The following is a 25776-nucleotide window of genomic DNA, read 5'->3' on the forward strand; positions in this document are numbered from 1 at the left end:
CTACATGCCCCCCTTTGCCTGTTGGCCGCCAGAACGCATCAGCTCTTCGGTCCGTTTGCGAGCGAGGCTACGCTGTTTCATGGAACGCTGCATTGTCGGGAAGACGAGTGCAATAATAACGATAACGGCAGTGATCAGCTTCAGATCAGATGTATCGAACCATTCCACCTGCAAGGCAAGTGCAACCACAATCCGATAGATAATGGAACCAACGACAGCTGCCAGCGTCGCCCAGAACACCGTTCTGGCACCCAGGATCGCTTCGCCAATAATGACGGAGGCCAGACCAATGACAATCATGCCAATGCCCATTGTAATATCAGCAAACCCGGATTGCTGGGCAATAAACGCACCAGATAAGGCTACCAACCCATTAGACAGACTGACACCAATAATGGTCGTTACATCCGTATTCGCACCAAAGCTGCGAATCATGCGTTTGTTATCCCCTGTAGCGCGAAGCGCGAGTCCGATATCTGTTTTCATGAACAGATCAAGCATGATTTTAAATACCAGCACAACAATAATGATAATGATCATGACATGTTCGCCTGAAAATGGCGTTTCCACGCCCATAATCGATTTATTCGGTGCGCCAAGAATACGCATGTTGATCGAATACAGGGCAATCATCATCAGAATCCCGGACAGTAGTCCGTTAATTTTGCCTTTCGTATGCAGCAGACCCGTTAGGGCTCCAGCGATCATGCCGCCAGCCATAGCTGCCAAGCAGGCCAGCCAAGGGGAGTAATCATTGGAGATCATGACCGCCGCAATAGCGCCTCCTGTAGTAAAACTTCCGTCTACGGTAAGATCGGGGAAATCCAAAATGCGAAACGTTATATACACACCAAGTGCCATCAGTGCATATAACAGTCCCAGTTCAATGGCCCCTTCAATGGAATTCCAACTTATACTCACACTGCTTCCTCCCTGTCTATCTCTACCGGAAAAGAATGAGGCGAACCCACCTGCTCGTTCGCCTCGCCTCCGTCTGCCGAAGTAATGTCAACCTTTCAGCTAATCAATAAATGAATCCGGCCATTGGTTCTTATTGGATAATATTGTTTGCCTGATCTTTCACTTCGGCCTTCATCTCATCCGTTACCGTGATGCCTTGAGCTTCAGCTGCCTTCAGGTTCAGGATCAGATCCAGCTTGTCCGGAACAGTCACCTTCATATCGCCCGGTTTGGTTCCATTTTTCAAGATGTCCGCAGCCATCTCACCGACTTGGTAACCGTGGTCATAATATTTAAATCCTACGGTTGCAAAAGCACCCTTCTCTACCGTATCCCGATCACTGGAGAAGAACGGAATTTTGTTGCTATTTGCCGTCTGAATGATGGTATCCACAGCACTTACTACAGAGTTGTCGAGTGTAATGTAGAATGCGTCGACTTTACCAACCAGCGAGTCTGTCGCTTGTTTAACTTCCGATGTATTGGTTACTGGCGCTTTAACCAGCTTGATGTTATGTGTTGCCAAAGCCTTCTCGGCATTATTCGCCATGACAACTGCATTCGGCTCACCTTCGTTAATGACCAGTCCTACTGTTTTTACATCTGGCAGGTTTTTAGCGATAAAATCAGCCAATTGCACAATCGCCTCTGGATTCGTATCCGATGCACCGGTTACATTGCCGCCCGGTTTGTCCATGTCACTCACGAGCTTCGCACCCAGTGGGTCCGTCACAGCGGCAAACAAGAGTGGCTTGTCCTTTACTTGTTGCGCGAGGGCTAATGCAGATGGAGTCGCAATCCCGAGCACGAGGTCGTTTTTGGAATCACCCGCGATTTTTTGTGCAATGGACAGGTTATTCGTGGAATCACCCTGTGCATTGTTATAATCAATCTTAAGGTTTTTGTTCTCTTCAATGCCTGCATCCTTCAGGGCAGCGATGAATCCTTCGCGTGTAGCATCCAGCGAGGGATGTTCCACAATCTGGGAGATGGCAATCTGGTAGGATTTCTCTGCGCTTCCGCCCCCTGTTGTGCTGTCTGAACCTTTGGACTCCGAGCCTGCACCACTGTTATTTCCGCAACCTGCCGCTACGATCATCGAAGCAGCCATCATCAATGACATCCAAAACTTCTTTTTCATCTGTAAGAACCCCTCTCCAAATGTTAAAATGTGGTCTTCCGGTTACACTCCATCTTGTATCCCCTCAGGTACGATAGAGCGGAACAAAACAAACGCTTCAACGCATTGTTGCTTTGATCGACAAAAGCAGACAAATCTAGACTTTTGGCATGCGACTGAAGTCCATGCCGTGTTGCTCTTTTATTGTTTTCCTAATATTAAAGGGCATCCCGGCTTCCGTCAATGGTTGAACCGCTTCCATTTTTGTTTCACTCAGATTCGTGATAGAAAACTTTACATTATCAAAAAAAGACAACCCTAAATAATGGATTGCCTCATTTTTTATATCTACTTTAATCCATAAGCATCGATCTAATACGTTATATCGATCTACAATTTAAATTTCTCAATCTGTGACCGCAGTTGCTCTGACATATTAGCAAGTTCCGCTGATGAGGAAGCGACTTCCTCCATAGAAGCCATTTGTTGCTGTGCCGCTGCGGAGACATTTTCAGTCTCTGCTGCTGTCTCGCTAGCCGAATCAGCAATGAGGCGAATAGAGCCCACCAGGCTTCCCGTTCCAGAGACAATCTCCTCTGCCGCCGCTGTCACACTACGGATACTGTCAGCGACCTGTTCCACGGACGAGCGAATATTCGTAAACAGCTCACTTGCCACTTCGCCCGCCTGTTTGCCTTGAGCAGCCTGCTCAACGGTCTGTTCTGAAGCACGAAGTGTACGCTCAATCTCCACCTGAATGCGCCCAATAAATCCAGCAATCTGCTCTGCGGATGCAATCGACTGTCCGGCAAGATTACGAACTTCATCGGCCACGACGGCAAATCCCCGGCCAGCCTCACCAGAACGTGATGCTTCAATTGCCGCATTCAGAGAGAGGATATTCGTTTGCCGGGCAATGTTGCTAATTACTCCTACAACCTCACCAATAGAGGTAGACAAACTGCTGAGGTTCTGGATCGTACCGGACAACTCACGAATGCCATACTCCATCTCATCCATCTTCCTACCCAGATCATGCATCGCTGTAGATCCATCCGTCGCGAGTACATTCGCTTCCGAAGCAACGGTAGATACATGAGAGCTATGTTCTGCGACACCATTAATCTGCATCGCAATATTTTCAGCTACATTGCTGCCATCTTGTACACTTGACGTTTGACGCTCCGAGCCCTCGGCAACCACCATAATAGCCTCCGTAATGCTCTGTGATGCATTGGAACCTTGCTCAGCACCTACGGCTAGCTGTTTGGCAGAATCGGTTAATTGTCCGGATAGATCCGAAACATTCGTCATCAACTGATGTAGTTGCTCACTAGATCTATTAAATGAATGCAGGGCTGCGCTAATATCCGTTTTCCCTTTTACAGGAATGCGATACGTCAGATCGCCTTGTGCCAGTAGATCAATCCCGTGTGTGAGTTGACGAATGGGCTTTACAATTTTTGTCGCGATTAAAATACTGAGTAACAATGCTGCCGCAACGATGATGATTCCTACAGTTAGTACAAGTACGAGCAGGTCATTAACCGGTTTTGAAAATTCACTCTCATCCATATATGTAACAACAACCCAGTTCAGTTCTGTTTGAGTCATGTATCCCAATCTTTTAACACCATCTATTTGAAAATCAAATGCAAGATAATTGCCTTTTACCGCTTCAGCAAATGCTTCATTCATATGGGTGTTACCCATATCCGTAATATTACTATTCATAATCTTCGTCTCATCCGGAGAATAGATAAAGATTCCACTCGCTGTCGTCAACACTGCTTGTCCCGTGTTGCCGTGCTTAAATGCAATTACATCTTCGACCAACTCATTAATCTGATATCCAGCTGTATAGAAACCAACCGGTTGACCATCTTTCATAATCGGCGACCCAATGGCAACGCCAAGTTTATTATCTACTACAGAAATCAACGGTTCAGAGACATACGGACGACCCGCCTGAATTTCTTTTACATAAGGCCGGCTCGATAAGTCATATTCTTTACCTGTCGCGTCCATCGCAAACTGTCCTGATACATCCGGTGAATAGAGAACCGTAGTAAACTCCGGATGTTGTTCTTTTAAACTGGAGAGAAATTGCATCTGTTGCTCTTTATTGTCCCCAATTGACGCACCTTGCTCGGCAATCATTCTAACGATGGTTTGTTGCTCTTTCATTTTGATATCCATTTCTTTGGCCAGCAATTTCGTATCTAATACGAGCTGTTTCGTTGAATAGCTTTTGACCTGATTCGATGTAGGAACATAGAAGGTAACCGAAAGGACCGCAACACAGACAATAACGATGATCAGTGAAGACAGCATGATTTGTCCTGCCGTTTGCCTTAAAGAACAAAATTTGAGTATTGAACGAAGAAAACCTGATTTTTTCCGAGCCATGACCTATCCCCTTTTTTTTAGAAGCTATAATTTTTATATGATATATATCGGTATAATCACGAGTGTTTTTAATCCGAAAAATACCGCTTCTTAAAAAAGTTTTGGATCAGAATTCATATAACAAGTAATTTAACTCTCATATGTTCATAATGAGATATGGGTGTGTTTATTCATATCAAAGCGAATAAACGTGTATAAAAATTACGTACAAATGTTTTTTAGATAAAAAAAGACTGCTTCGACATTTCGAAACAATCTTATAGATGACCCGCTATGATGACTTCCCCGATACCTCACGAATCTGGTACTTACACTTCTTGCCGCCATCAGCATAACATTCAGTGCGCTCGACGTCCGCTTGCAATAGGGATCGAAATAGCTCCAGCTCACAACGACAAGCCTGCTTGTACACACTCGCAACCTGCACGATTGGACAGTTCAGCTCGGTAATGACATAGGTACCATCTTCTTCTATGGACGCATCAGCCATATACCCGTTGGCATTCTGGATTCGTGCCAGTTCCTCGACACGTCCGGCAAGGTCATGACCCTCCATATGGGACAAGCCGCTGCGAAGCAACTTGTCACGGCGACCTTCAAAAAGGGCATCCACGACTCCACTGCCTGCCGTATCAGACAGTTCATCAAGCAGTTCCAGCGTTAGAGAAGAGTACGACTTCGGGAAATAATTATCTCCGCGATCCGTCAGATGATATACCGAGGAGGGACGCCCTGCTGTTGCACGAGCCTCACGCACCTCGATCCATCCTTCCTGCTCCAGTGCTGTCAGATGGCGACGAATCGCCATTCCGGTCAGCCCTAGCTCCGCCGTGATTTCACGAGCCGTCATCGTTCCTTGCTGCTTCAGCATGAACAGAATCCGTTCACGCGTTGTACGTTCTTCTTCACGCTTCATGTTCAGCACCTGCTCTCCTGCTTATGCCTGTACGGGCGCTGCCTCCCGGCAAGCATCCGAGCAAAAGCGGTTATGCGTCTCTTCGCAATCCTCACAGCAGACATGCTGCAGGTTGCAGGTCGGACAATTAATATATCGGTCATGTGTCGTACCACAGTGATAACAGCTGGCGATAACAATATCCTCATCGGTACGGTTGATCGGTACGGAAATCCTCTCGTCAAATACATAACATTTTCCATCAAACAGGCGCCCCTGCACCTCAGGGTCTTTCCCGTAAGTTACAATTCCGCCTTCCAGTTGGGCAACATCCTGGAAACCTTCTTTGATCATAAACCCGGTCAGCTTCTCACAGCGGATACCGCCTGTGCAGTACGTAATGATTGTTTTGTCCTTCATATCACCGAGATTCTCGCGAATCCACTCGGGGAATTCACGGAATGATTCGACATCCGGGCGGATAGCGCCGCGGAAATGGCCGATCTCATACTCATAATCATTGCGTCCATCAATGACGATAACGTCATCCCGTTGCAAATGCTCGTGAAATTCCTTCGGTGAGAGGCGTTTACCGCTAATCTCATTCGGATCAAGTTCATCGTCTACGCGGAAAGTCACCAGTTCTGCTTTGTGACGCACAAAGATTTTTTTGAACGCATGCTCTTCCACATCATCAATTTTAAACACCATATCCTTGAACAGCGGATTGGCATGCATGTCCTTCATATATTGCTCTGTCTGCTCTGGCGTTCCTGATACTGTGCCGTTGATGCCTTCGGAAGCAATCAGAATACGGCCTTTCACCCCTAGGTCCTTGCAGTATTGCAGATGCTCCTGCGTTAACGTCTCGGGGTCTTCGATCTTCACGAACTTATAATATAAAAGCACGCGATACGCGCTGTTACACATGTATATCACCTGTTCCTCTTCCATGTTGTTGGCCGGTTCCTCCGGCGAGCCACCTACATTGCACCCTGACTTGCAGAAAAAGAAAAGAAACAGCCGCCCGAAACATCGTCTCGAACTGCTGTCTAACCATTCGACTTTATATTCCTGCATACTAGTTTATCGGAAGCGCAAGGACTTAGTCAATATAAATGTATAGAAAGGCATGAAAGATATGGAACACGCCCTCCATACCGCCACTATCCTTTGATTGGGCAACTATTCCGAAATCGTAATTATCGAGGTCACAAAGTGATATTTTTCATTCTCCATCACGGATTGTGACAGCAAAATTTTGTTCCCCTGCGGGCTCCAGGCCAACGCATCAGCCACATTGTCCATCTCTGCGGAAATCTGGAATTGCTCTGCCGATTCGGTGTTGGAAACAAACAATCCTTTTTCGTTATCCTTATCGGAATTAATCGTGTACGCGATCTTGGAGTCGTCACCCGACCAGCTTGTGCCAAAAATCTGCGTGCCTCTGGCGAGTGTGGCCTTCTCATTGCCTTCCAGATCGGTGAGCACCAGCGCCCGTTTGGTATCCGCTGTTCTTTTTACAATCGCAAGCCTTGTTCCGTCGTTCGAAGGGATAACCCACTCCACGCTTTTGAGCACCTGTTTGGCTTCGCCCGTCTTCACATCATAGGTATTCAGTTGACCGTCTTCTCCGGTAATGTAATAGATCATGTTGCCCGACACCTTGATGCTGCGCACGTTAAAGTTACCTGTCTCTACCAATACTTTAGTGGTGCCGTCCAGTGCAGCCGAGATCAGATCTCCTTTCATATTGGAAAAAACAACATGTTCATTATCGAGCCAGGCACCTTCCTGAACAAATCCATCCTCTTTACCCGCAGCAACCGCTTCTCCGCTCTTCAGGTTCAGAATGAAAGGCCAGCCTGTCGCTTCCTCTGTCTGCCAGTAGAACAGATGCTGCCCATCCGGCGATACCTGCGGTGCTCCCAGGTTAACCTCGCTCTCTATAAGCGGTGTATCTGTGCCTTTCGTCAGATCATACATGTACAGGTTGTGCGGATAACGTTCCTCTCCCTCTACACTAACAGGTTTCATGGACGTGTTTTCTTTATCTGTCACAATCGAACTCTCGCTCAACCAAGCGATTCCGCGCATATTAGGCAGTTTATCTATTTTCTCAAGTTTGAAATTCTGGTAAACGGACGTGTTCGTGTTATCTTTTACAGTAATGTCTGTGCCTGTTTTTGCACCTTGTGTATTGCCAGACGGCTCTGTGGTGCTTCCACAGGCAACAGTGGTCAATAACGCAGCTGCCCCCAGTGCTCCAAACGTGACTTTCATCCATCTCATCATGTCGTGATCCCCCTCGGTTACTTATGCTATACACCCATCATAAAGCTGGCATACTTCCAAAGTTATTCAGACTTGTTTCCAACTTGTAAACTTGTATCTATGTCTTGATCTACAAGCGGGAATACAAGTTGAAATGTCACGCCTTCTTGATACGCTGGATCACTTGGTAGTAACGTAATCGTTCCGCCCTGTTTCTCAACAAACTGTTTTACGAGGGATAGACCGAGTCCGGTTCCGCCTGTTTTGCGAGCTCTGTCCTTATTGACGGTGTAAAAAGGTTCAAAGATCTTCTCGCGTGCCTCTTCAGGGATCGGCATACCTGAGTTATAGATGCGAATAACCGCCTGATGTTCCTCTGTACGCCGCTCATTCTCCACTCGAATGATGCCTCCAGGAACGTTATATTTGATCGCATTGTCCAGCAGATTGATGAAAATGTGCATCAGACTCTCCCGGTCACTGTGAATAATAGCGGGCTCCAGATCGAGTTCCATGTTCAGTGCAAACTTTTCAACCTTACCTCGCATTCGTCCGCAAGCGTCCTCCAGTAATGCACCGATCTCCACATCCTCCGCCTGATTCTCGAAATCATACTTTTCGAGCGCAGACAGATGCAACACCTTCTCCACCATTTCATATAATCGTTCGGTTTCTTTCCCGATATTATTCGTCGCATCGTCCAGCAGTTGTGGATCATCCTTGTACATATTTAAGAGCTCCACGTATGCCTTGATGGACGTCAGTGGTGTCTTGAACTCATGACTGATGTTGCCGATATATTGTTTCTGTTGTTGCTCCAATGCTTGCAGCTTCTCAATCGCCAGTTGCAGTTTCTGCTGCTCTGCATGCATGGCTGCAATATTTTGCTGAATAGACGTGCTCATATAATAAATCCCTTGTCCCAGCTCGCCTAGTTCATCCTTACGTTTGACCGGGGATTCGGTAATATAGTTCCCTTCTTGAATGGAGGCTGCTGATTTCTTCAATCGGGTAATCGCTACAGCAAAACGGTTGTAGAACAGATAACCTAGAATGAAACTAAGCGCAACCACCGTGATGCCTGCCCATAAGAACAATTGAAGAATCCGGGCATAGAAATCCTGATAACTCTGCACGGAATATTGAATCCAGATGGCACCAATCTGTCCCTCCGGGCCGTCCAGCGGAGCGGCATAAAGCAATGTCTCTCCCTGCTCGTGATAGGCAATTTTATTCTTCAATGCGTAATTCAGAGTCTCCTGAACGAGTTCATTCTCACTTGGCGCAAAAGAAGCTCCCACTTGTTTGCCACTCATGTCATATAGTGCAATTGGCAGGCCTGTTGAGTCAGAGAGAGCTTGCGCCAATCTACGTCCATTTTGCTGCAGGAACTGTTCCGGCTCCTGACGAATGGCCTCCGTATAATACGCCTGGCGCACATTCAGATTAATGAGACGCGTCTGTTGCGCGAGAGTACGCTCTACCTGTGATTGCTGATTAAGCTCAATGCCTCGGAGTACGAGGGAACTGAGCACAACCACCGTGAGGATGAGCAATGCGGCCAGAAACACGCTGAATTTTAGCTTGATGCTGACTCTCATACCGTTCCGCCTGTTTCAGGAGCAGTTGCCTTGTACCCAATACCGTATACCGTTTGCAGCATTTGCTGATCGGTATCCCCGATTTTTTTGCGCAAACGCTGGATGTGAATATCTACCGTCCGTGTCCCCCCTGCGTACTCCATGCCCCACACTCGATCCAGCAAATCATCCCGTGTGTACACCCGTTCCGGATTGGACATCAGAATGGTCAGCAGGTCGAACTCCTTGGGCGTTAAATCCAGCTTCTCTTCACCCACCGTCACAGTGCGATGAGCAACATGAATACGCAGGGTTCCATTGACAATTGCTTGGCTCTTGGAGTCGTCCTGCGGTGGGGTACTGCTTTTCTCTACCCGACGCATCAGTGCCTTCACGCGGGCGAGCAATTCGCGGATTTCGAACGGTTTGGTCATATAATCGTCTGCGCCCATTTCAAGACCGACAATTTTATCCACCAGTTCGTTCTTGACAGTGAGCAAAATAATGCCGATATCCTCCCGATCTTCCAGCCTGCGGCAGACGCCATATCCGTCCAGTTTGGGCATCATCACATCCAGAATCATGACTTGAGGATGGAACAAAGCCACCTTCTCCAAGGCCTCTTCGCCATCATTCGCTGTCTCTACTTCATATCCTTCACGCCGCAGTGCGTACGCAATGGCACTGACGATGCTGGATTCATCATCCACAACAAGCACTTTTCTATTCATCGGATTCATCCTCTTTATCTGTGTCATTGGTTTATGCGTTTATGTTATCAAGATCGCGTTCATTACGCCATGAAACTTTGGTCGTTTTCATTACCCTATGGATATCTCGCAGCAGGTACGTTGCTCTTCTTCTTTTATACCCCAAAGACGGCAAAAAGAGCCGTTCCACCGATGGATTGGCTCAAAATTTCTCTAATACATGTGGACTGTAACGATGTGAAATTGACTGATAATATTTAAACTCTAATCATCTTTGTTGGTACCTATTGCTAAGGTAGCAACTTTCGGATTTCCTCTTCGGAAAGACCCGAGGCCTTCACGATAGTGGACATGTCCACACCGAGCCCCAACAACTCACGAGCCATCTCTTGTTTGCCCTCCCGTAAGCCTTCTGCCCGCGCCCCCTCAATCATCGACTTTTCATCACTCAGGGCCTTCATACGGGCATCATACGCCATACGGGTAGCGGCATCATGACTCAGAAATTCCAGCGTATCCATCGCTTTCTTCAACATCGGTTCATTCATGGCCAGCACCTCCGTATGTTTCTTATGGGAGCAACTTACGGATTTTCTCTTCGGAAAGACCCGAGGCCTTCACAATAGCCGACATGTCCACACCGAGTGCTAACAGCTCGCGAGCCATCTCTTGTTTGCCTTCTCGTAAGCCTTCCCGTAAGCCTTCTGCCCGCGCCCCCTCAATCATCGACTTTTCATCACTCAGAGCCTTCATACGGGCATCATACGCCATACGGGTAGCGGCATCATGACTCAGAAATTCCAGCGTATCCATCGCTTTCTTCAACATCGGTTCATTCATCGCCAGCACCTCCCAATTTGATGTGTCGATCCCTCTCAGGAATAACAGCCAATTCACAAGTCCGCCCTTCTCCAGCGGAATAGGGTGTTGTCCAGCTTCGTTAACTCCATCACATGGATTTCAATGTCATCCGTCAGGCTAATCCCTGTGTGGTCTTCCCGCAAATGAAACACATTGTGGTAACGTTCATTATCCAAACAGGAGTAGTTCAAAATGTTAATAGTCACACACTTTTTAAGCAGATTATAGTTCTCACCCTTTTTAATCTGGTGGAAGTACATCTCACTCCAATAGAACAGCGTACGCTTCTCCATATGGTACGGGTTGAACAGCTGCATCTCAATATTAATGAGCTTGCCTTCGACCGTCTTCGCCTTAATATCCAGAATGGACTGCTTATCCTCTGGACTATCTTTATCCGTGTACGTGTTAATAACCGTAATCTCCGTTAAGGGAGCCTCGCCAGTTTCAATAAACGTGCTGTTCAGAAAAGCCAACAAAACATCTTTATTTTGCTCACTTCCAAAAATGCGTTTGAACACAAAATCTACCCGTGGATCAAGCAGTTCTGCCACACATCATCAGCTCCATTCTTCACCAGCATTATACCATAATTCCCATCCCTCCTTCTGTTTAAAAATAATGAACTAAAGTATTTACACAATCCACTCCGATGACAGAACAACCTTCCAATGTTATCCCCAGATTTTTTCGATTCCCTTCTCCAAAGGGGAAAATCCGGGGAACAGCGTATGCTTCCGATGTAGCTTTCTTGCAGAAAGCTTTCAGGCGACCGCTCCGCTTTTTCAGTTTTTTTCTGTCCTCTCCGTTAACGTGTAAATGAACAGCTCAACTTATATAGCATCATTTGATTATTCATTCCTCAAACGACAGATTTAACGGCTCGTCCGACATCTCATACTCCGTTTCCATATGCGTCACAGGTGTGTTTAGATCCACCTCTTCGAAGCGGAAGCTGTCCACCCAGACCTTTCCTTTTCCGTTCAGAATCACCCCAAATGAAATAACTGCACTCTCTGCTGGTACATCCAGTACAATGCTGTACTGATTCCATGGCTGTGTACCTGAGATCGGCCGGTCATGCATATTATCAAACTGCAGTACATCCTGCACCTGATTATCCACACGCATCCATAGTCCGCAGAATGCTTCTACACGATCCGTTTTAACAAATCCCGTCAACTTCATTCGTTTACCTACATACTTGTCTGCCTTGAACTGTTGCATCATCGTAGCAAATTCATTTGGTTCCATCGGTGTAACGGCCTTCAAATATCCTGAGGCCTTGCCTTGATGTACCTCGGCAGGATCAAGTCCCATCTCATAGTTTTGCGGGTGACTCCCTGTTAACATCCAACCTTTGATTGCCGTTGTAGTATTCATCTCTATTTCTCCTCCTCTGGTTTTCCCAGTGAATAGTTTAAGATCAAATAATTTGCGAAACCGCCCAGGTGGCATCCCATACATTTTGCGAAAAGCCCGAGTAAATGCTTCCTGACTTTCGAATCCGCAGGCCAGCGATATGTAGAGAATCCCTGCATCCGTAGAACGCAGCGCGGTGGATGCCAGACTCATCCGCCGATGGCGAATGTAATCAACCACCGTCATGCCCACCTCATCCCGGAATACCCGATGATAATGATATGGCGATAATGCCGCCTTGGAAGCCACGTCTTCCAGCCCAATCTCTTCATGCAGATGGTTCTCGATGTAGAACAAGCTGTCCTGAATCATCTCCTGATATCGACTCAATTGAAGATGTCCCCCTTCCATATCTTTACTATACGTGTTCACGAAGGAGCCGTTTTGATCATTTTTGCGGAAAATAAAAAAAGAAGAGCCTGATCAGGGACAACCATGTCCCTAACCGACTCTTCTTAACTCTCATTTAAATGTGCTTCTCGGCCAAGTACAGCCTGATCAGACTGCTGGAACCGGCTGTACACCAGTCTCTTCTTCTTCATGCTCTACCAGCTCGTGTTTCTCCCAAGCACGGCTCTTCCAGCGGAAGTACATAATAACCGCACGTGTCCATTCATCCGCAGCAATGGCAAGCCACACACCTGCCAGCCCCATGTTCAACTGGAATACCAGCAGATAGCCAAGAGGCAGACTCATGCATACCATAGAGATCAGGCCCATGTATACCGGGAACTTCGCATCCCCCGCAGCACGCAGGGAACCAATGATAACGATATTACACGTACGCCCGGTTTCAAGCACCAGACTGAGCAGCAATACCTGTGCTCCCAGCCTGATAATTTCTGGATTTTCCGTAAAGATGCTCATCAGTGGCACGCGGAAAATGATAATGATCACGTCAATCGCAACGGTAGCCAGAAGCGCCCATTTTACACTGTCGAATACACGTTTGTACGCATCATCCTTGCGCCGAGCACCGACAAGCCGGCCAACGATGATAGATGTCCCCATGCCGATTGCCATACTGAACAGATAAATGTAGCTCGAAATGTTACCTGCATATTGTTTGGTTGCCATCGCTTCCGCACCCAAATAAGTCACGTACAGCGTGAATACGAGCTGGCAGGAGTGATACACCATCGATTCCATCGCAGAAGGAATACCGATGCGCAGAATTTTGCCAATAAAATTTTTGGACAATTTAATGTAATATTCAAAATCGACACGAACCTCGCTTACACGATACAAGAGCCAGAAAAAGATCAGCAAGCAGACGAAACGGCTACCTACCGTCGAGATCGCTGCCCCTTCCACGCCCAGCTTCGGCAAGCCGAAATGTCCAAAGATCAGAGCATAGTTACCAATCACGTGGATGACGTTCATAAACACGGACACATACATCGTTTCCTTGGTATAACCATGTGTACGAATCGTTGCCGCCAGTGCATTAATGAGGGCCTGCAAGAAAATTCCGCCCCCGACAATACTTATATAGGAACGAGCATAATCGTAAATTTCACCTTGTATATTTAAAAGTGACAGCAGATGTCCACCAAACACCAGGAAGATCACACTCAGAATCAATCCAACCGCTAGATTAAGCGTGATGGCATTACCTGTAACCTGAGCTGCTTCAGTCAGCTTTTTCGAACCGATATATTGGGCTACAACAATCGCAGCGCCATGTCCAATAACTTCGAGTACAAGAATCGCAATGGAAATAATCTGGTTGGCTGCACCCACCCCGGAGACGGCATTATCCGATACCGAGCTAAGCATGAGCGTATCCACGCTCCCCATCAACATAAACAAAAAGAGTTCCAGGAATATAGGCCAAGTTAACCGAATCAGCTTCAGATCCTGGGCATCTGAACGGAGAGACTCTTTGGTCGAGGATATTGCTGTCATTTTCTCACCTTTCCAACGTTTGCTTCAATTCATAGGGTATGTTAGCACAGGTGGTTTGAAAATGCAGTAGTTTTGCGAAAATAATTGAAAGTTTTTTGAAATTCCAGAAATAGGAATTATACCGTTTTCATAAAACACGTCTGGCTACTCCTTTCGAGTGGCGCTCGATGATGCCCCCAGGACATAACAAAACCCTCCCAGCACGCGTATTAAGCGATTAGTGGGAGGGCTATATTCTCTTACGTTTATAATCAGTGGAAGCACTGGCAAGCAATTAGCCTTTGACCGAACCAGCCGCAATCCCTTCGACAATTCGTTCACTCAGCACCAGGAACGCAATCAGAATCGGCAAGATGCTGATCATCAACGTTGCACCAATGGCACCCCAATCGGTAGTGTACTGTCCAATAAAGTTCTGAACTCCGACGGTCAGCGTTTTGTACGCATCCGAACTAATGAAAGTATTTACAAAAATAAATTCATTCCAGTCATAGATCATGTTAATGATCGCGGTTGTTGCAATGACCGAAGCCGTCATAGGCAGTACAATGCGGAAGAAGATGCGGTTCACCGAGCAGCCATCCATCACAGCGGCCTCTTCTACCTCTCTCGGAAGCGCATAATAGAATCCGAGCAGAATCATAATCGTAATCGGCATATTAAATGCAATGTAAGAGAGAATGACCGATAACGGATGATCGGTGAGATTCAACTTCAGAAACAGACTGAACAGCGGAATCAGCGTGGAATGTACCGGGATCATCAGACCCACCATGAACAGTCCCAGCACCAGTGAACGTCCCTTCCAGCGCATGCGTGTGATCGCAAAGGTGACGAGACTTGCAAACAGCACCGTGAACACCACTGAAACGACCGTAATCCATACACTGTTGAAAAAATATAAGCTGATATTGCCTTCCGTCCACACCTTGACATAGTTCTCCCAACGCGGCGTAGCCGGGAGCGCAAAAGGAGCCATGTCGAATACTTCCTGATTATTTTTCAGTGAAAATAACAGCAACCACACTAAAGGCAAAATCTGAAGCAAAGCCACCAGAGACAGAAGCACATATAACAGGACGTATCCAAGCCTTCTCGCCCATACCGGGCTATGACCTGTCTCCGGGCCAACGGGTAACCGAACAGCCGGTTCCATCTTCAACGGGATGACCTCCTTTCATTGTAAGTAAGCGTCAGGAATATTGAATTGTATCTTTGGATGCGGTTGCCTTACGCAGTAACCATGTCACAACCAGACAGATGAGAAGCAGGAAGAAACCTACCGCACTGCCGTATCCAAAGTCAAAACTGCGAAACGCCTGACGATACATGTAGGAGGCCATGACTTCACTGGAGCCATTCGGACCGCCGTCTGTCATGACATAGATGAGGTCAAAATATTTCAGTGAGCCAACCACGGCGAGCACCACGGTCACTTTAATCACTTCCGTAATGAGCGGCAGCTTAATCCGGAAAGCAATCTGCCACGGGTTTGCACCATCAATACGCGCAGCCTCGATGAGTGATTCAGGGATATTTTTGAGTGCCGCATAATAGATCAAAATATAGAAGCCTGCATACTGCCACAGAATCGGAACGAACAATGCATACAGCACCAGTGATGGCTCCGCCAGCCAGGCTGGCGGATTGCTAAATCCGATGGCTTCCAGAAAGCTATTTAACACACCGTTACTGGGGTGGTAGATCTTCAGCCATAACTGGGCAATCGCAACGGATGACAGCAACATTGGAATCAGATATATTTTGCGAAAAAAGTTTGCACCCTTGATCTTGCCTGACAGCACGAGTGCAATCATCAGATAACCGATGAGACTCAGCGCAGAGAACAAGGCTAATAAAAAGGTATGATTCGCACTCTGCCAGAACGTACTGTCCTGAAGCAATCTGGCGTAGTTATCCAAACCTATAAACGTCATTGCCCCAATTCCATCCCACTGCATCAAACCGTAATAGCCCGTAAGTACAATGGGGATGTAGACCAGAACCAGGAGCAGAAGCAGCGCAGGAAGCACGTACAGCGCAGCCACCAGGCGGTTCGACATGACTTTGTCCAAGACGTATTCCTCCCTTCAAGCATTCAAACATTCATATGGTGTACGTGTCGGTGAGGTCTACATCAGTTGCCTTTGTCGATCGCAGCCTGATGATTCTTCACAAAGTCTTCCGGTGTTACTGCTTTACCAAACAGTGCCTGAATCATATCGAGATGCGCCTGAGCAGCAGCAGGTTTCATCTGCACATCTGCAAAGAGGGTCAGGCTGCTCGCCTGATTCAGCTCGTTCAGCAGATCGATGTATAGTTGTGGCAGCTGTACAGCAGCCGTATCCACTTTAGTCGCAGGAATGACTCCGGCTTCGGTCACCGAGCTTTCGCCCCATTTTTCCACAAAGTATTGAATGAATTTCTGCGCTTCGTCCTTCACTTTCGAGTTCTGAGCCGCAAACAATCCTACACCTGGTCCGCCTACCCAGCTGTTAATGTCGCCTTTGCCGCCGTCAATCGTCGGGAATTTGAAAAATCCAACCTTATCCTTGAAGTCCTGCGGAATGTCCGGGTTCGTTGTAAAGTTTGGCAATTCCCACGTTCCCATCAGATACATAGCCGCTTTTTCATTCATGAATTCGGATTTGCCCTCATCGTTGGACAAGCCGTTAAAACCTTTGTTGAATGCGTTCATATCCACCAGCTTCTGCACTTCAGCCGCAGCCTGTGTCAGTGCCGGATCATCAAACTTACCGGAGCCGTTAATGGCTTTCTCCAATGCATCCCCGCCTACACGATTCGCCAGGTACATGTACCAGAGTGACCCCGTCCAGCGGTCCTTGTTCCCCAGTGCAATCGGCACTTCACCGTTATCGGTCAGCGTCTTCACCACGTTCAGGAATTCATCATAGGTGGCTGGTGTCTGCAAATTATATTTTTCAAATATCGCTTTGTTGTAATAAATAGGAGAGATATTCAGCTCAATCGGCAGCGCATACGTTTTACCGTCTACCGCGTAAGCCTCGGTCGTTCCGGCGATAAACTTCTCGCCCAGATCCCCTTTAAGCAAATCATCGAGTGGTGCAAACAGGTTACCCTTCACATAAGGCTCCAGGAATCCCGCAGCCCAGGTTACGCCCACATCGGGAAGTTCATTGGAAGCAGACAGAATTTTCAGTTTGTTTTTGTATTGTTCATTCTCCAGCACTTCCTGCTTGATCGTCACATTTGGGTTATCGGTCTGATACTGCTGGATAATATCGTTGACCAGCTTGTTCTGTTGTGCGGAGCTGCCTGCAGGCCATAGATGCATGAATTTCAGAGTAACCTTGCCATCTCCGCCACTGTCACCGCCGCCTGCATTACTACCGGAATCCTTGCCCGCCCCGGAACCTGCATTGTTGCATCCAGACAAAATGACAGCCAGAATCAGCGTCCATGACAGGATCATAGCCAGTGTCTTTCTTTTCATATTTCCAACCCCCAATAGTGGAATTTCGGTTTTTGTAACCGCTTTAACAAAAGTGTAGCATGGGCATCATCCGCCTATAAGGGTAGAATGATTTGGAAAAACTCCACTATTTTGAGTATTCATTCCCTTTTTGTTGAAAGAGTGAACTCTGCTTAATTCCATCTGTTAATCCTTTTCGTTCACAGAGTGACGATATTTACTCGGACTGATATTCTCCAGGCTTTTGAATACTTTGATAAAATATTTATCGGTCTGATAGCCTACTCTCTCCGCAATTTCGGAGATGGGCAGGTTCGTCTGCACTAACAACTCCTTTGCTCGCTGTACCCGTTTGCGCATGAGATATTCGCTGAAATTCAGCCCGACCTGTTCTTTGAACAGCACACTGAAATAACTGGAATTCAGGTGCAGGGAATCGGCAAGCTCACGCATCGTCATCGGTTCACCCAGATGTGTCTCAATGTATGCCAAAGCTTCTCCAATCGGTGTATTATCCTGTTGCTCTCTCCGTTCCCGGATGTCTACCAGCTTCGGGTCAACGATGTCTTGCATCGCTTGGATACGTCGTTGCTGCTCATGAAGAAAAAGTGCTTTCTGTACCGTCTGAAGCAGCTGCTCTTTATCAATCGGCTTGAGCAAGTAATCCACCACACCCAGCTTAATCGCTTGCTGCGCATAATTGAAGTCTGCGTATCCTGACATGATCAGCACCGCTGGTTTGCCAGGAAAATGTTGAATAGCTTCCACCAGAGACAAGCCAGACAACTCTGGCATGCGTACATCGGTAATCAGCAGGTCAGCCGGTTGGCTTGCAAGCCACTCTCTGGCCTCCACGCCACTCGCCACTGTCTGAATCCGGTTCTTCCCGGCAGACCATGCTTCAAGTGTTTTACGTATGCCTTCTCTTGTACGCGGTTCGTCGTCCACAATCAGGATCGTTTTTTCATGAATCATGTGTAGCCTCCGTTCCCCTCGGAATGTTGAATCGGATCACTGTTCCTGCTCCAACTTCGCTCTCGACCGTAAGTTTGGCCTGCTCAGCGAGCTGATCGCCAAAATAAAGCCCGAGACGTTGATGTACATTAACCAACCCCACACCTGCTCCTCTTCCGGGAGCTACGGGCTCACCACCGTTTAGCGCCTGTTTAATGTCCTGAAGACGTTCCTCGTTTATTCCTGGTCCATTATCGCGCACCTCCACACACACGATATCTGTTATCGATGAAGGATATACGCTGATCTTTACCATTCCAGGTTTTAACGTATTCTCGATGCCGTACAGAACGGCGTTTTCCACAAGCGGCTGAATCAGCAACTTCGGCATGGGTACGCTTCGCAACTCTTCACTCAGCCTGATCTCCCACTGCATCCTATCACCCAGCCGCATCTGCATAATGTTCAGATACCGTTCTACATGTTCAAGCTCGTCCGCCAGCGTAACCCATTCATCCTGATGGGGGCTGGAGATGATGTAGCGAAATAACCGAGACATCGCGATAACCATACGCGCCATCTCCTCCTCTCCTTTTTCCTCCAGTGACCAGTAGAACGCTTCTAATGTATTGAACAGAAAATGAGGATTAATCTGGGATTGCAAAGCCTTCATCTCAGCCCGAGACTGCATGACCTCTTTCTCATGTACCACCTGTGTCAACTCATTCTGCCTGTACACCATCTGGTTATACACGTCATTCAGTTCATTGATTTCTAAGGTAGAACTCACCATGAGGTTAGGTCTCATTGCCCCCGGTTGTGCCCCGCGCATCGCCCGCATCAGCCGAATTAGCGGACGGGTAATCATCGTGGAGAGGAAGAAGGACATGACTAAGAAAAGCATAACGCCGATAATTCCCGATACAAGCAATGCCGTTCTCAGGATTGACACTCCTTCGGTAGTCTCTCGTAGTGGTGTCAGTACAGCCAGTGTCCAGCCCGTTAACTCAGATCGTTGCTTCACCACGATATAAGATTCTTTGCCATTCTGAACCACGGACTCACTGTTCATCACCGCCTGAGGATCGAGATGCACATCCAAATTAGAGGTCACCACTTCACCGTCACCGTCCAGCAGCATGATTGAATCCTGGGAGCCGTCTGCCCCAACCGAATCATTCAGTTGAAAAAAACTGCGTTGCATACGTACAACCACGTATCCCCCGTGCTCAAAGGAACGTTCCAGCAGACTGATTCGCCGAACAGCCAGAAGAATGCTCGGATCGTCGGGATCGGAGCCAGCCCACACCAGTCGACCCTTACCCTCGTCCGCTTTGACAATCCAGTTCCGCTCCAGCCTATGACTTAAGGAACGATCATCCATCGGAAAGATACGACTATAATCCGTGGTGTATATCTCCATACTCTGTGCACCATTAATAAAGGACTGGTAACTACCTGCAATCTGCAGTAGCGCCTGCCGCTGATTAAAACTCGCCTTCTGCCCTCGCTTCTCTTCATTCAGCAGACGTTGCACGTAAGCATCATCTGCAACCTGAGCGGTCAGGGAATTCACCTGTGCAATCAGTGCATCCAACCTGCCACTGGCCTGTACCGCGGTCTGATGGATATGCTTTTCGGCATTGCTTTTCAACAAAGCCGCCACACGGTCATAGGCTGTAATGCCTGCGAGCACCAGGACTATGAGCATGACCATTACAAAACCGACAAAGATCTGATTACGAAGCGAGTTAAAATGCCTTGTTTTCCGCTGCACTATCTAGACGTCCTCCTCTTTCTGCATGTAAAAGAAACCACCATCTCACGCCCGTATGTTACATAACGGGATACACTCGATGCCGGATTCATCTACGTTATTCTGTTAAGGTTAGATTGAAGCGCTTGCAGAAATTAAAAAATGTTCTCGTGTATATTGTCTTTCCTCTGAGTGGTTCTTCTTTGTTTATTGATTAAACTAACTAGTTCAAAATATCACATATTAGTTTATGAATCAATGGATTTGGCCGTTCTCCGTAAATCAAACAGAAAAAGAGAGAGAAGCGGAGCACTTTGTTTGCTCATTTCCTCTCTCTCTTTCTAATATGCTCTTTTACACCTTTTTTTAAGGTTTGAGCTGACTCAACAATTATACCAGTGGCATACTAGTTAGCGTTGACCTTGTAGTTAACTGGAATTTTCCAGTCTAGTGTCTCTACTTTCGACCCTAGGAAACTAACATCAAATTTCCAATTAATATAGGCTGTAGTACTTTCGTTTTTTGTTTCTTGAGATCTCCAAGTAGAAACGAAAAGACCTAAATCAAGGTAGTGACTAGCATCGTATAGATATCCTGATTTATCAATTTTATAAGAGAAGCCACTTGTATTACCAATTACATTCTCATACGTATTATTACTTACATTTGTAGTGGTTGTATTATAAGAGATACTTGTAAGTACATCATATGCTGATTTTCCAGCAGCATAGTAAGGTATACTTTTTGTGAAATACCCTACAATAACTGGCCAGTTAACTTTAACTTCTGAACTAGATTTTTTGTATACCCCACCAATTAATCTGGAAGTTATTTTTGTATTCTGGCCCGCTGCGATAGTTCCAAAAGTCTGAGTTCCTCCACTTGTCACCCCGCCTATTTTATAACGTTGCTCAATACCTGTTGTTGTATTTCCATTCACTCTTACATGTTCTGCAACTGTTAGTCTGGACGTCCAGTTGGCACTAGATGATGAACCAACATCAATGATATCACCCTCAACTTTAGGACAGAAATAAAATTCTGCTACATCTAAGCCAAAAGGGACTTTGGAATAGTAAACTGTGGAACAAGATTTAATGTAGGAATGAGTTGAAAAAAGGCTAATTTCATCGTTAGTAATTTTTTGTGACTCCGCAGGCACAAGAATTTGTTCAAACCAATTGCCATCCAAAAGGCTATCTACATATGATCCATCCGTAGTGATTTTAGAAGTATCTATATTTAAATTATTTAATTTTTCTTCGAAGTACAAAATACCGCCATTTTTATCTTGAAGGTATAATTTAATATTGGCAGTGTTTCGTAATTCCGTAGAAATAAGACTTGTATCGGCTTTATCATTGGTTTTTATCTTGAAATGTAAAACTTTAAAGTTATCATTATTCTCCTTCAAATCTCCAACATAACTTTCAATTCCATCGGATTGTTCTCTACTTGAATACATTTTACCATCCAATTGAAGTGGAATAGCCCCCTCATTGTATCTAACAAGCCCATTAATATGTACAGCATCGCCATCAAGCGTTAAATTATCTATTAATAGTTTCGTCCGATGAACTAACTTCTCTTCAGCGATGTAATTTGAATATTCTTCAGATCCTATGACCCTTTGAATGTTCTCTTTCGAAACCATATATCCAGGAATAGATGTTGCGGTTTGAGGAATCTCCCCTTTTTCAATAACAGACTCACTCGAAGCGCTACTAACCCCACTAAAGGATACGACTAGTGCAATAATTAGAGACAGCAATGTTACATTCTTTAATACCGCTTTCATTTTACATCATCTCCCATTTTAACTTATTTAAGTTATAAATATATTTCAAGATACATATATTGTCAAGGAGTTGAATAAAATGGATAATGTGATTAAGATAGAGTGTATGCACAGTTGTACATCAAAAGTTATTCTAAGGAGAACCATAACTTATGAAAAAAATGAGCCAAAGAAATCTTATTATTATATTAGCTCTTGCTCTTGTAGCCTCTCTGGTTGCAAATGTTATTGGTTATAATTCAAGTAATGGAAAACTAGAAGATTATTTAAATCAACAATACAGTCAGGTATTATCAGATTACGAGAGCGGTATTCTTTCCACTTCGGATTCGATCTTGTCAACTTTGAAGAGCGCTATAGATAAAAAGATGATTAGTAAAGAGGAATTATTATTGTTATACAAGAGCTATGAGCAGTTAAATCAGAATCAGAATCAATATGCAAGCTATGTACAGATATATAACTCTCCCGATGGAAAAAAAGCTTTCTCTCTGGACATGACAGAACCTATTACTCTTAATTATGTCCCTGGTTTTATCTACTTTAATTCAAGTATAGCTATTTTTGAAAAATTTCTTTTGCAGAGCAACTCTACTCCCGAGATAGTTGTAACAGATAACCTTGAAAGAAGTTTAAACCTTGCAATTGAAATCGTTCAATTAAACACAGCTATTTATAAAAAATATATCAATGAAAATTTCGCTAAATTGTCAAACGAAGAAGCAATACTGACCAGGTTACACTTACAAAAAGAGCTGACCATCTCTTTCACAAAACTAGCTGAGCTTGACGCAGAACTATTCAAATTAAATAACTAAATCCCTTTTAAAAATTCGCAATAACAAAGAGCCGAAGCAGGACTAACCTCTGCTTCGGCTCTTTTGCAACCATACATTACAACATTCGTCACCAATCATTGCTTATATCCCTCAATGTTACCCTTTAGGCAACGCATTACGCATACGCTTCTCTCTATACCGCTGATAGGCACGAATCAGCATGCCAATGATGATCATCACTACACCAATGTTAATTGCCACATCCGCCAGGTTTAAAATGCCCCGTCCCGACGGAAACACCAGAAAGTCCGTCACACGAGCATAAACAAAGCGATCTATGGCGTTGCCGAGTGCACCGCCGACCATGAAACCTGCCCCGGCCTGCATCCAGAATCCCCGTATCTCACCTTTACGCCGATAATAGAGCATACCTACGATAAACAGCACGGCAATGACCCCGAATAAACGTGCATTCCCTTGAAACATGCTTCCGGCCATACCGCTATTTTCGTAATGTTGCAGCTGCATCCCTGAATCCCCAAGCCGCATCACTTCGCCAACCTCCATATACATCCGAACTGCAATTTTAGTACCCTGATCCACAAGCGTAACCAGCAACGCGATAAAATAAAACAACATCGTTTTCCCCCTGCCTGCCTAAGCCGCTCTTTATGTTCAATTGCAGAAAAATCATTATAACGTTCTTCTTACTCTACCACAGCGGTTATAACGTCTCCAAATGATCCGATCTTAAGTCTCTTCTAACATTCGATAAAGTGTGCAATTCACTTCGGGCAGGTAGGACCCTAATCCGCGTCGAATTTAGAGCTTCATCACACATACGAAGGAGATGTCTTTCATTTGAATCCGATTAAACCCGAAGTCACTGCAAGACTTGCACAGATGCAGCAGGAAGAACAGGAACTGGTATGGGATACATTCAACTCCGAAACAGCACTACAACTCGGCCTGTATCTAGTTCAGGAAGCGAAACGCCGCTCAAAAGCGGTGACCATTGATATTACGCTAAAGGGACATCGTCTCTTTTTGCATGCGATGGAAGGCACCAACCCCGATAACGAAAACTGGATTCGGCGCAAAAACAACGTGGTCAACCACTTCGGCTCCAGCTCCTGGCATACGGCCTTACGACTACGGAGCGAAAATAAAATATTGGAGCAAGATTACCAACTATCTGACTCCGATTATGTACTGGCTGGTGGCGCATTTCCGCTGATACTAAAAGAGGAAGGGCATGTGGGGACAATCACAATATCGGGTCTGCCTGATGAGGAAGATCATGATCTCGTCACCACAGGCATTCGCTCATTTTTAGAGAGGTAATACATACTCCGTACTCATAACTGCGTGTCCTGGAACGTTGTGCACGTGAAAACCCGCCTTATATGATTGAATAAGGCGGGTTTCGTATTTTTAACTTTTTCGATCCAGAACACAGTGAAGGAATCAGGATGGCTTTTTATTTTTCATCATGTGATATACATTGCTAAAGCTGCCGGAGAGAATGCCGACAATCGGGAAAATCGCCCAGTTAATATCCCAGCGCTGGTAGACGAAACCGGTAAAGAGGAAGAACGCCGTCGCGAGTGGCCAAACCACAGCCTCAACGGCTCGCACTGCTCGTGCCTCTTCTCTCTTGGCTGCATTCAGATGCTGATCCTCAAGCAACGTCGTATAGGAGCCCTGAATATTACCGTAATAGACAAACAAAAACACACCGATCCCCGCTGTAGCCAAGAGAGCCGATACACCGTAAGCCGCATACGTATCATTCACATAGGCCCCTGCAAAGATGAAAACAGGAGACAGGATGCACAGACACACGCCCGTAATAAGAGCCACACGATATGTGAGTGCAAAGCTTACCTTACTGCGCTGGATAGTCATCAACAGGGAACGTGAGAGCTGGAACCCTTTCTCCATATACTCGAACCGTCCCAGCTTCATACCGCTATAGATGAACATACCCACGGCAACAGCCGCCAGCACAAACATACCACTCATGCCAATTACAGAGCCAATGCCGAACGTACCTTGATCTGATGAAGATCCTAAGCTCTCGAACAGCGTATCCATTAATATGAGAAAAGCTATTCCCGCCGAGGACAGCCACACGCCCAGCCCCGTCCAGAAGCCTGCACTTCGCTTAGCCGCGAGATAGGCCTGAACCTCTTCTTCGGTCAGCACTGGATAGGTTTCCGAAGCATCCTCAGTCTGAATACCGAGCTCTTCCATCAATTCTTCGATGTTGCCAAACTCAGAGATCACAATGCCAACGGCCTCATTCTCTGATCTGCCCTCCTGTTTTAACTCCAGATACTTATCTTCCATACCCGAAAGAAGCTCCTGTTTCATGCGCTCCACCTCAGGACTTCTCGGCAATCCCGCAAACATATTGTCCAGATACACCATTATTGTCTCCATGTCCGATCACAGCTCCCTGATAAACAGATTAACGACCTCTTGCGTAACCTTCCATTCCTCGCATTTTTCTCTGTAGTAGTCCAGGCCAGCTGGCGTGATCCGGTAATACGTGCGGCGTTTGCCCAGACTTTCATCCTGATAAAAAGACTCAATATATCCGTTTTTCTCCAAGCGGGTAAAGGCCGAATAGAGGGTGGTCTCCTTCATGACATACTTTTCATCGGTCAGTTGCCTGATGTTCTTGGAAATCTCGTATCCGTACGATTCTCCTTCAAGCAACATGTAGAGGATCAGCGTATCATTATACCCCCGTATTACGTCACTGCTAATCACAAAAGGTATTCCCCCTCATTACTTCATCTGTCGTAGTAGTTTGAGTATAGCACAGTTACTACGACAGATGAAGTAGTTTAGTTAAAAATAGGCAAAATAAAAATCCGCACCTGATTAG

Annotated in this window: 22 protein-coding genes and 1 pseudogene; 2 read left to right on the top strand and 21 right to left on the bottom strand. The window is 46.0% G+C overall.

The features are described 5' to 3' along the window. The 18 genes and pseudogenes from M3629_RS22555 to M3629_RS22640 form a co-directional block, all read right to left on the bottom strand. On the bottom strand, window positions 1-861 hold the full coding sequence (locus M3629_RS22555) for an ABC transporter permease (protein ID WP_240036800.1): 861 nt from the start codon (window positions 859-861) through the stop codon (window positions 1-3). A gap of 190 nt (window positions 862-1051) precedes the next feature. Beyond that, on the bottom strand, window positions 1052-2101 hold the full coding sequence (locus tag M3629_RS22560) for an ABC transporter substrate-binding protein (protein ID WP_154890118.1): 1050 nt from the start codon (window positions 2099-2101) through the stop codon (window positions 1052-1054). Window positions 2102-2470: 369 nt separating this feature from the next. Further along, window positions 2471-4489, bottom strand: coding sequence for a methyl-accepting chemotaxis protein (locus tag M3629_RS22565; protein ID WP_251510518.1), 2019 nt, complete (start codon window positions 4487-4489; stop codon window positions 2471-2473). 271 nt (window positions 4490-4760) lie between these two features. Beyond that, window positions 4761-5405 carry a helix-turn-helix transcriptional regulator gene (locus M3629_RS22570; protein WP_251510520.1) on the bottom strand — a complete coding sequence of 215 codons (645 nt, stop codon included), beginning with the start codon at window positions 5403-5405 and terminating at the stop codon, window positions 4761-4763. Between the two features lie 21 nt (window positions 5406-5426). After that, entirely contained in the window at window positions 5427-6314 is an 888-nt protein-coding gene (locus M3629_RS22575; RefSeq protein WP_154960536.1) for a rhodanese-related sulfurtransferase, read from the bottom strand. A 255-nt stretch (window positions 6315-6569) separates the two neighbouring features. After that, window positions 6570-7679 (bottom strand): TolB family protein, encoded by a 1110-nt coding sequence (locus M3629_RS22580; RefSeq protein WP_251510522.1) that lies wholly within the window; start codon window positions 7677-7679, stop codon window positions 6570-6572. A 62-nt stretch (window positions 7680-7741) separates the two neighbouring features. Beyond that, window positions 7742-9259, bottom strand: a complete 1518-nt coding sequence (locus M3629_RS22585; protein WP_251510524.1) for a sensor histidine kinase — start codon at window positions 9257-9259, stop codon at window positions 7742-7744. Beyond that, window positions 9256-9969 (bottom strand): response regulator transcription factor, encoded by a 714-nt coding sequence (locus tag M3629_RS22590; protein WP_154960523.1) that lies wholly within the window; start codon window positions 9967-9969, stop codon window positions 9256-9258. Before M3629_RS22590 ends, M3629_RS22585 begins: the two co-directional genes overlap by 4 nt. Window positions 9970-10238: 269 nt before the next feature. Continuing rightward, a complete protein-coding gene (locus M3629_RS22595; protein ID WP_353056768.1) occupies window positions 10239-10496 on the bottom strand; it encodes a hypothetical protein in 258 nt (85 codons plus the stop codon). A 22-nt stretch (window positions 10497-10518) separates the two neighbouring features. Beyond that, window positions 10519-11363: pseudogene (locus M3629_RS22600) on the bottom strand (Rpn family recombination-promoting nuclease/putative transposase). 301 nt (window positions 11364-11664) lie between these two features. Beyond that, a complete protein-coding gene (locus M3629_RS22605; protein WP_251510657.1) occupies window positions 11665-12582 on the bottom strand; it encodes a helix-turn-helix transcriptional regulator in 918 nt (305 codons plus the stop codon). Between the two features lie 147 nt (window positions 12583-12729). After that, window positions 12730-14139, bottom strand: coding sequence for an MATE family efflux transporter (locus M3629_RS22610; RefSeq protein WP_090921633.1), 1410 nt, complete (start codon window positions 14137-14139; stop codon window positions 12730-12732). Between the two features lie 274 nt (window positions 14140-14413). Continuing rightward, window positions 14414-15295 carry a carbohydrate ABC transporter permease gene (locus M3629_RS22615; protein WP_090921765.1) on the bottom strand — a complete coding sequence of 294 codons (882 nt, stop codon included), beginning with the start codon at window positions 15293-15295 and terminating at the stop codon, window positions 14414-14416. Window positions 15296-15332: 37 nt separating this feature from the next. After that, entirely contained in the window at window positions 15333-16214 is an 882-nt protein-coding gene (locus tag M3629_RS22620; RefSeq protein WP_090921632.1) for a carbohydrate ABC transporter permease, read from the bottom strand. A gap of 62 nt (window positions 16215-16276) precedes the next feature. After that, a complete protein-coding gene (locus tag M3629_RS22625) occupies window positions 16277-17614 on the bottom strand; it encodes an extracellular solute-binding protein (RefSeq protein WP_221786690.1) in 1338 nt (445 codons plus the stop codon). 165 nt (window positions 17615-17779) lie between these two features. Next, complete coding sequence (locus M3629_RS22630; RefSeq protein ID WP_251510527.1) at window positions 17780-18568, bottom strand: response regulator; 789 nt, start codon at window positions 18566-18568, stop codon at window positions 17780-17782. Beyond that, complete coding sequence (locus M3629_RS22635) at window positions 18558-20324, bottom strand: cache domain-containing sensor histidine kinase (protein ID WP_251510529.1); 1767 nt, start codon at window positions 20322-20324, stop codon at window positions 18558-18560. Before M3629_RS22635 ends, M3629_RS22630 begins: the two co-directional genes overlap by 11 nt. Window positions 20325-20709: 385 nt before the next feature. Continuing rightward, window positions 20710-22101, bottom strand: a complete 1392-nt coding sequence (locus M3629_RS22640) for a hypothetical protein (RefSeq protein WP_251510531.1) — start codon at window positions 22099-22101, stop codon at window positions 20710-20712. Window positions 22102-22253: 152 nt separating this feature from the next. Here M3629_RS22640 and M3629_RS22645 point away from each other — a divergent pair, with 152 nt between their 5' ends. Further along, on the top strand, window positions 22254-22919 hold the full coding sequence (locus M3629_RS22645; RefSeq protein ID WP_251510533.1) for a hypothetical protein: 666 nt from the start codon (window positions 22254-22256) through the stop codon (window positions 22917-22919). Window positions 22920-23036: 117 nt separating this feature from the next. Here M3629_RS22645 and lspA read toward each other — a convergent pair whose 3' ends face one another. Continuing rightward, window positions 23037-23519 carry a signal peptidase II gene (lspA, locus tag M3629_RS22650; RefSeq protein ID WP_251510536.1) on the bottom strand — a complete coding sequence of 161 codons (483 nt, stop codon included), beginning with the start codon at window positions 23517-23519 and terminating at the stop codon, window positions 23037-23039. Window positions 23520-23741: 222 nt separating this feature from the next. On the opposite strand from lspA, the gene M3629_RS22655 reads away from it, so the two are divergent. After that, window positions 23742-24224 (top strand): heme-degrading domain-containing protein, encoded by a 483-nt coding sequence (locus M3629_RS22655; protein ID WP_251510538.1) that lies wholly within the window; start codon window positions 23742-23744, stop codon window positions 24222-24224. Between the two features lie 123 nt (window positions 24225-24347). On the opposite strand, the gene M3629_RS22660 is transcribed toward M3629_RS22655, so the two are convergent. Beyond that, the gene (locus M3629_RS22660) at window positions 24348-25325 is read right to left on the bottom strand and encodes a permease prefix domain 1-containing protein (protein WP_251510539.1); all 978 of its coding nucleotides are present in this window, start codon (window positions 25323-25325) and stop codon (window positions 24348-24350) included. Window positions 25326-25331: 6 nt separating this feature from the next. Beyond that, window positions 25332-25658 carry a PadR family transcriptional regulator gene (locus M3629_RS22665; RefSeq protein ID WP_090921618.1) on the bottom strand — a complete coding sequence of 109 codons (327 nt, stop codon included), beginning with the start codon at window positions 25656-25658 and terminating at the stop codon, window positions 25332-25334. Window positions 25659-25776: the final 118 nt, after the last annotated feature.

The organism is Paenibacillus polysaccharolyticus (genome assembly GCF_023714295.1).
In the GTDB taxonomy this organism is placed as follows: domain Bacteria; phylum Bacillota; class Bacilli; order Paenibacillales; family Paenibacillaceae; genus Paenibacillus; species Paenibacillus polysaccharolyticus_A.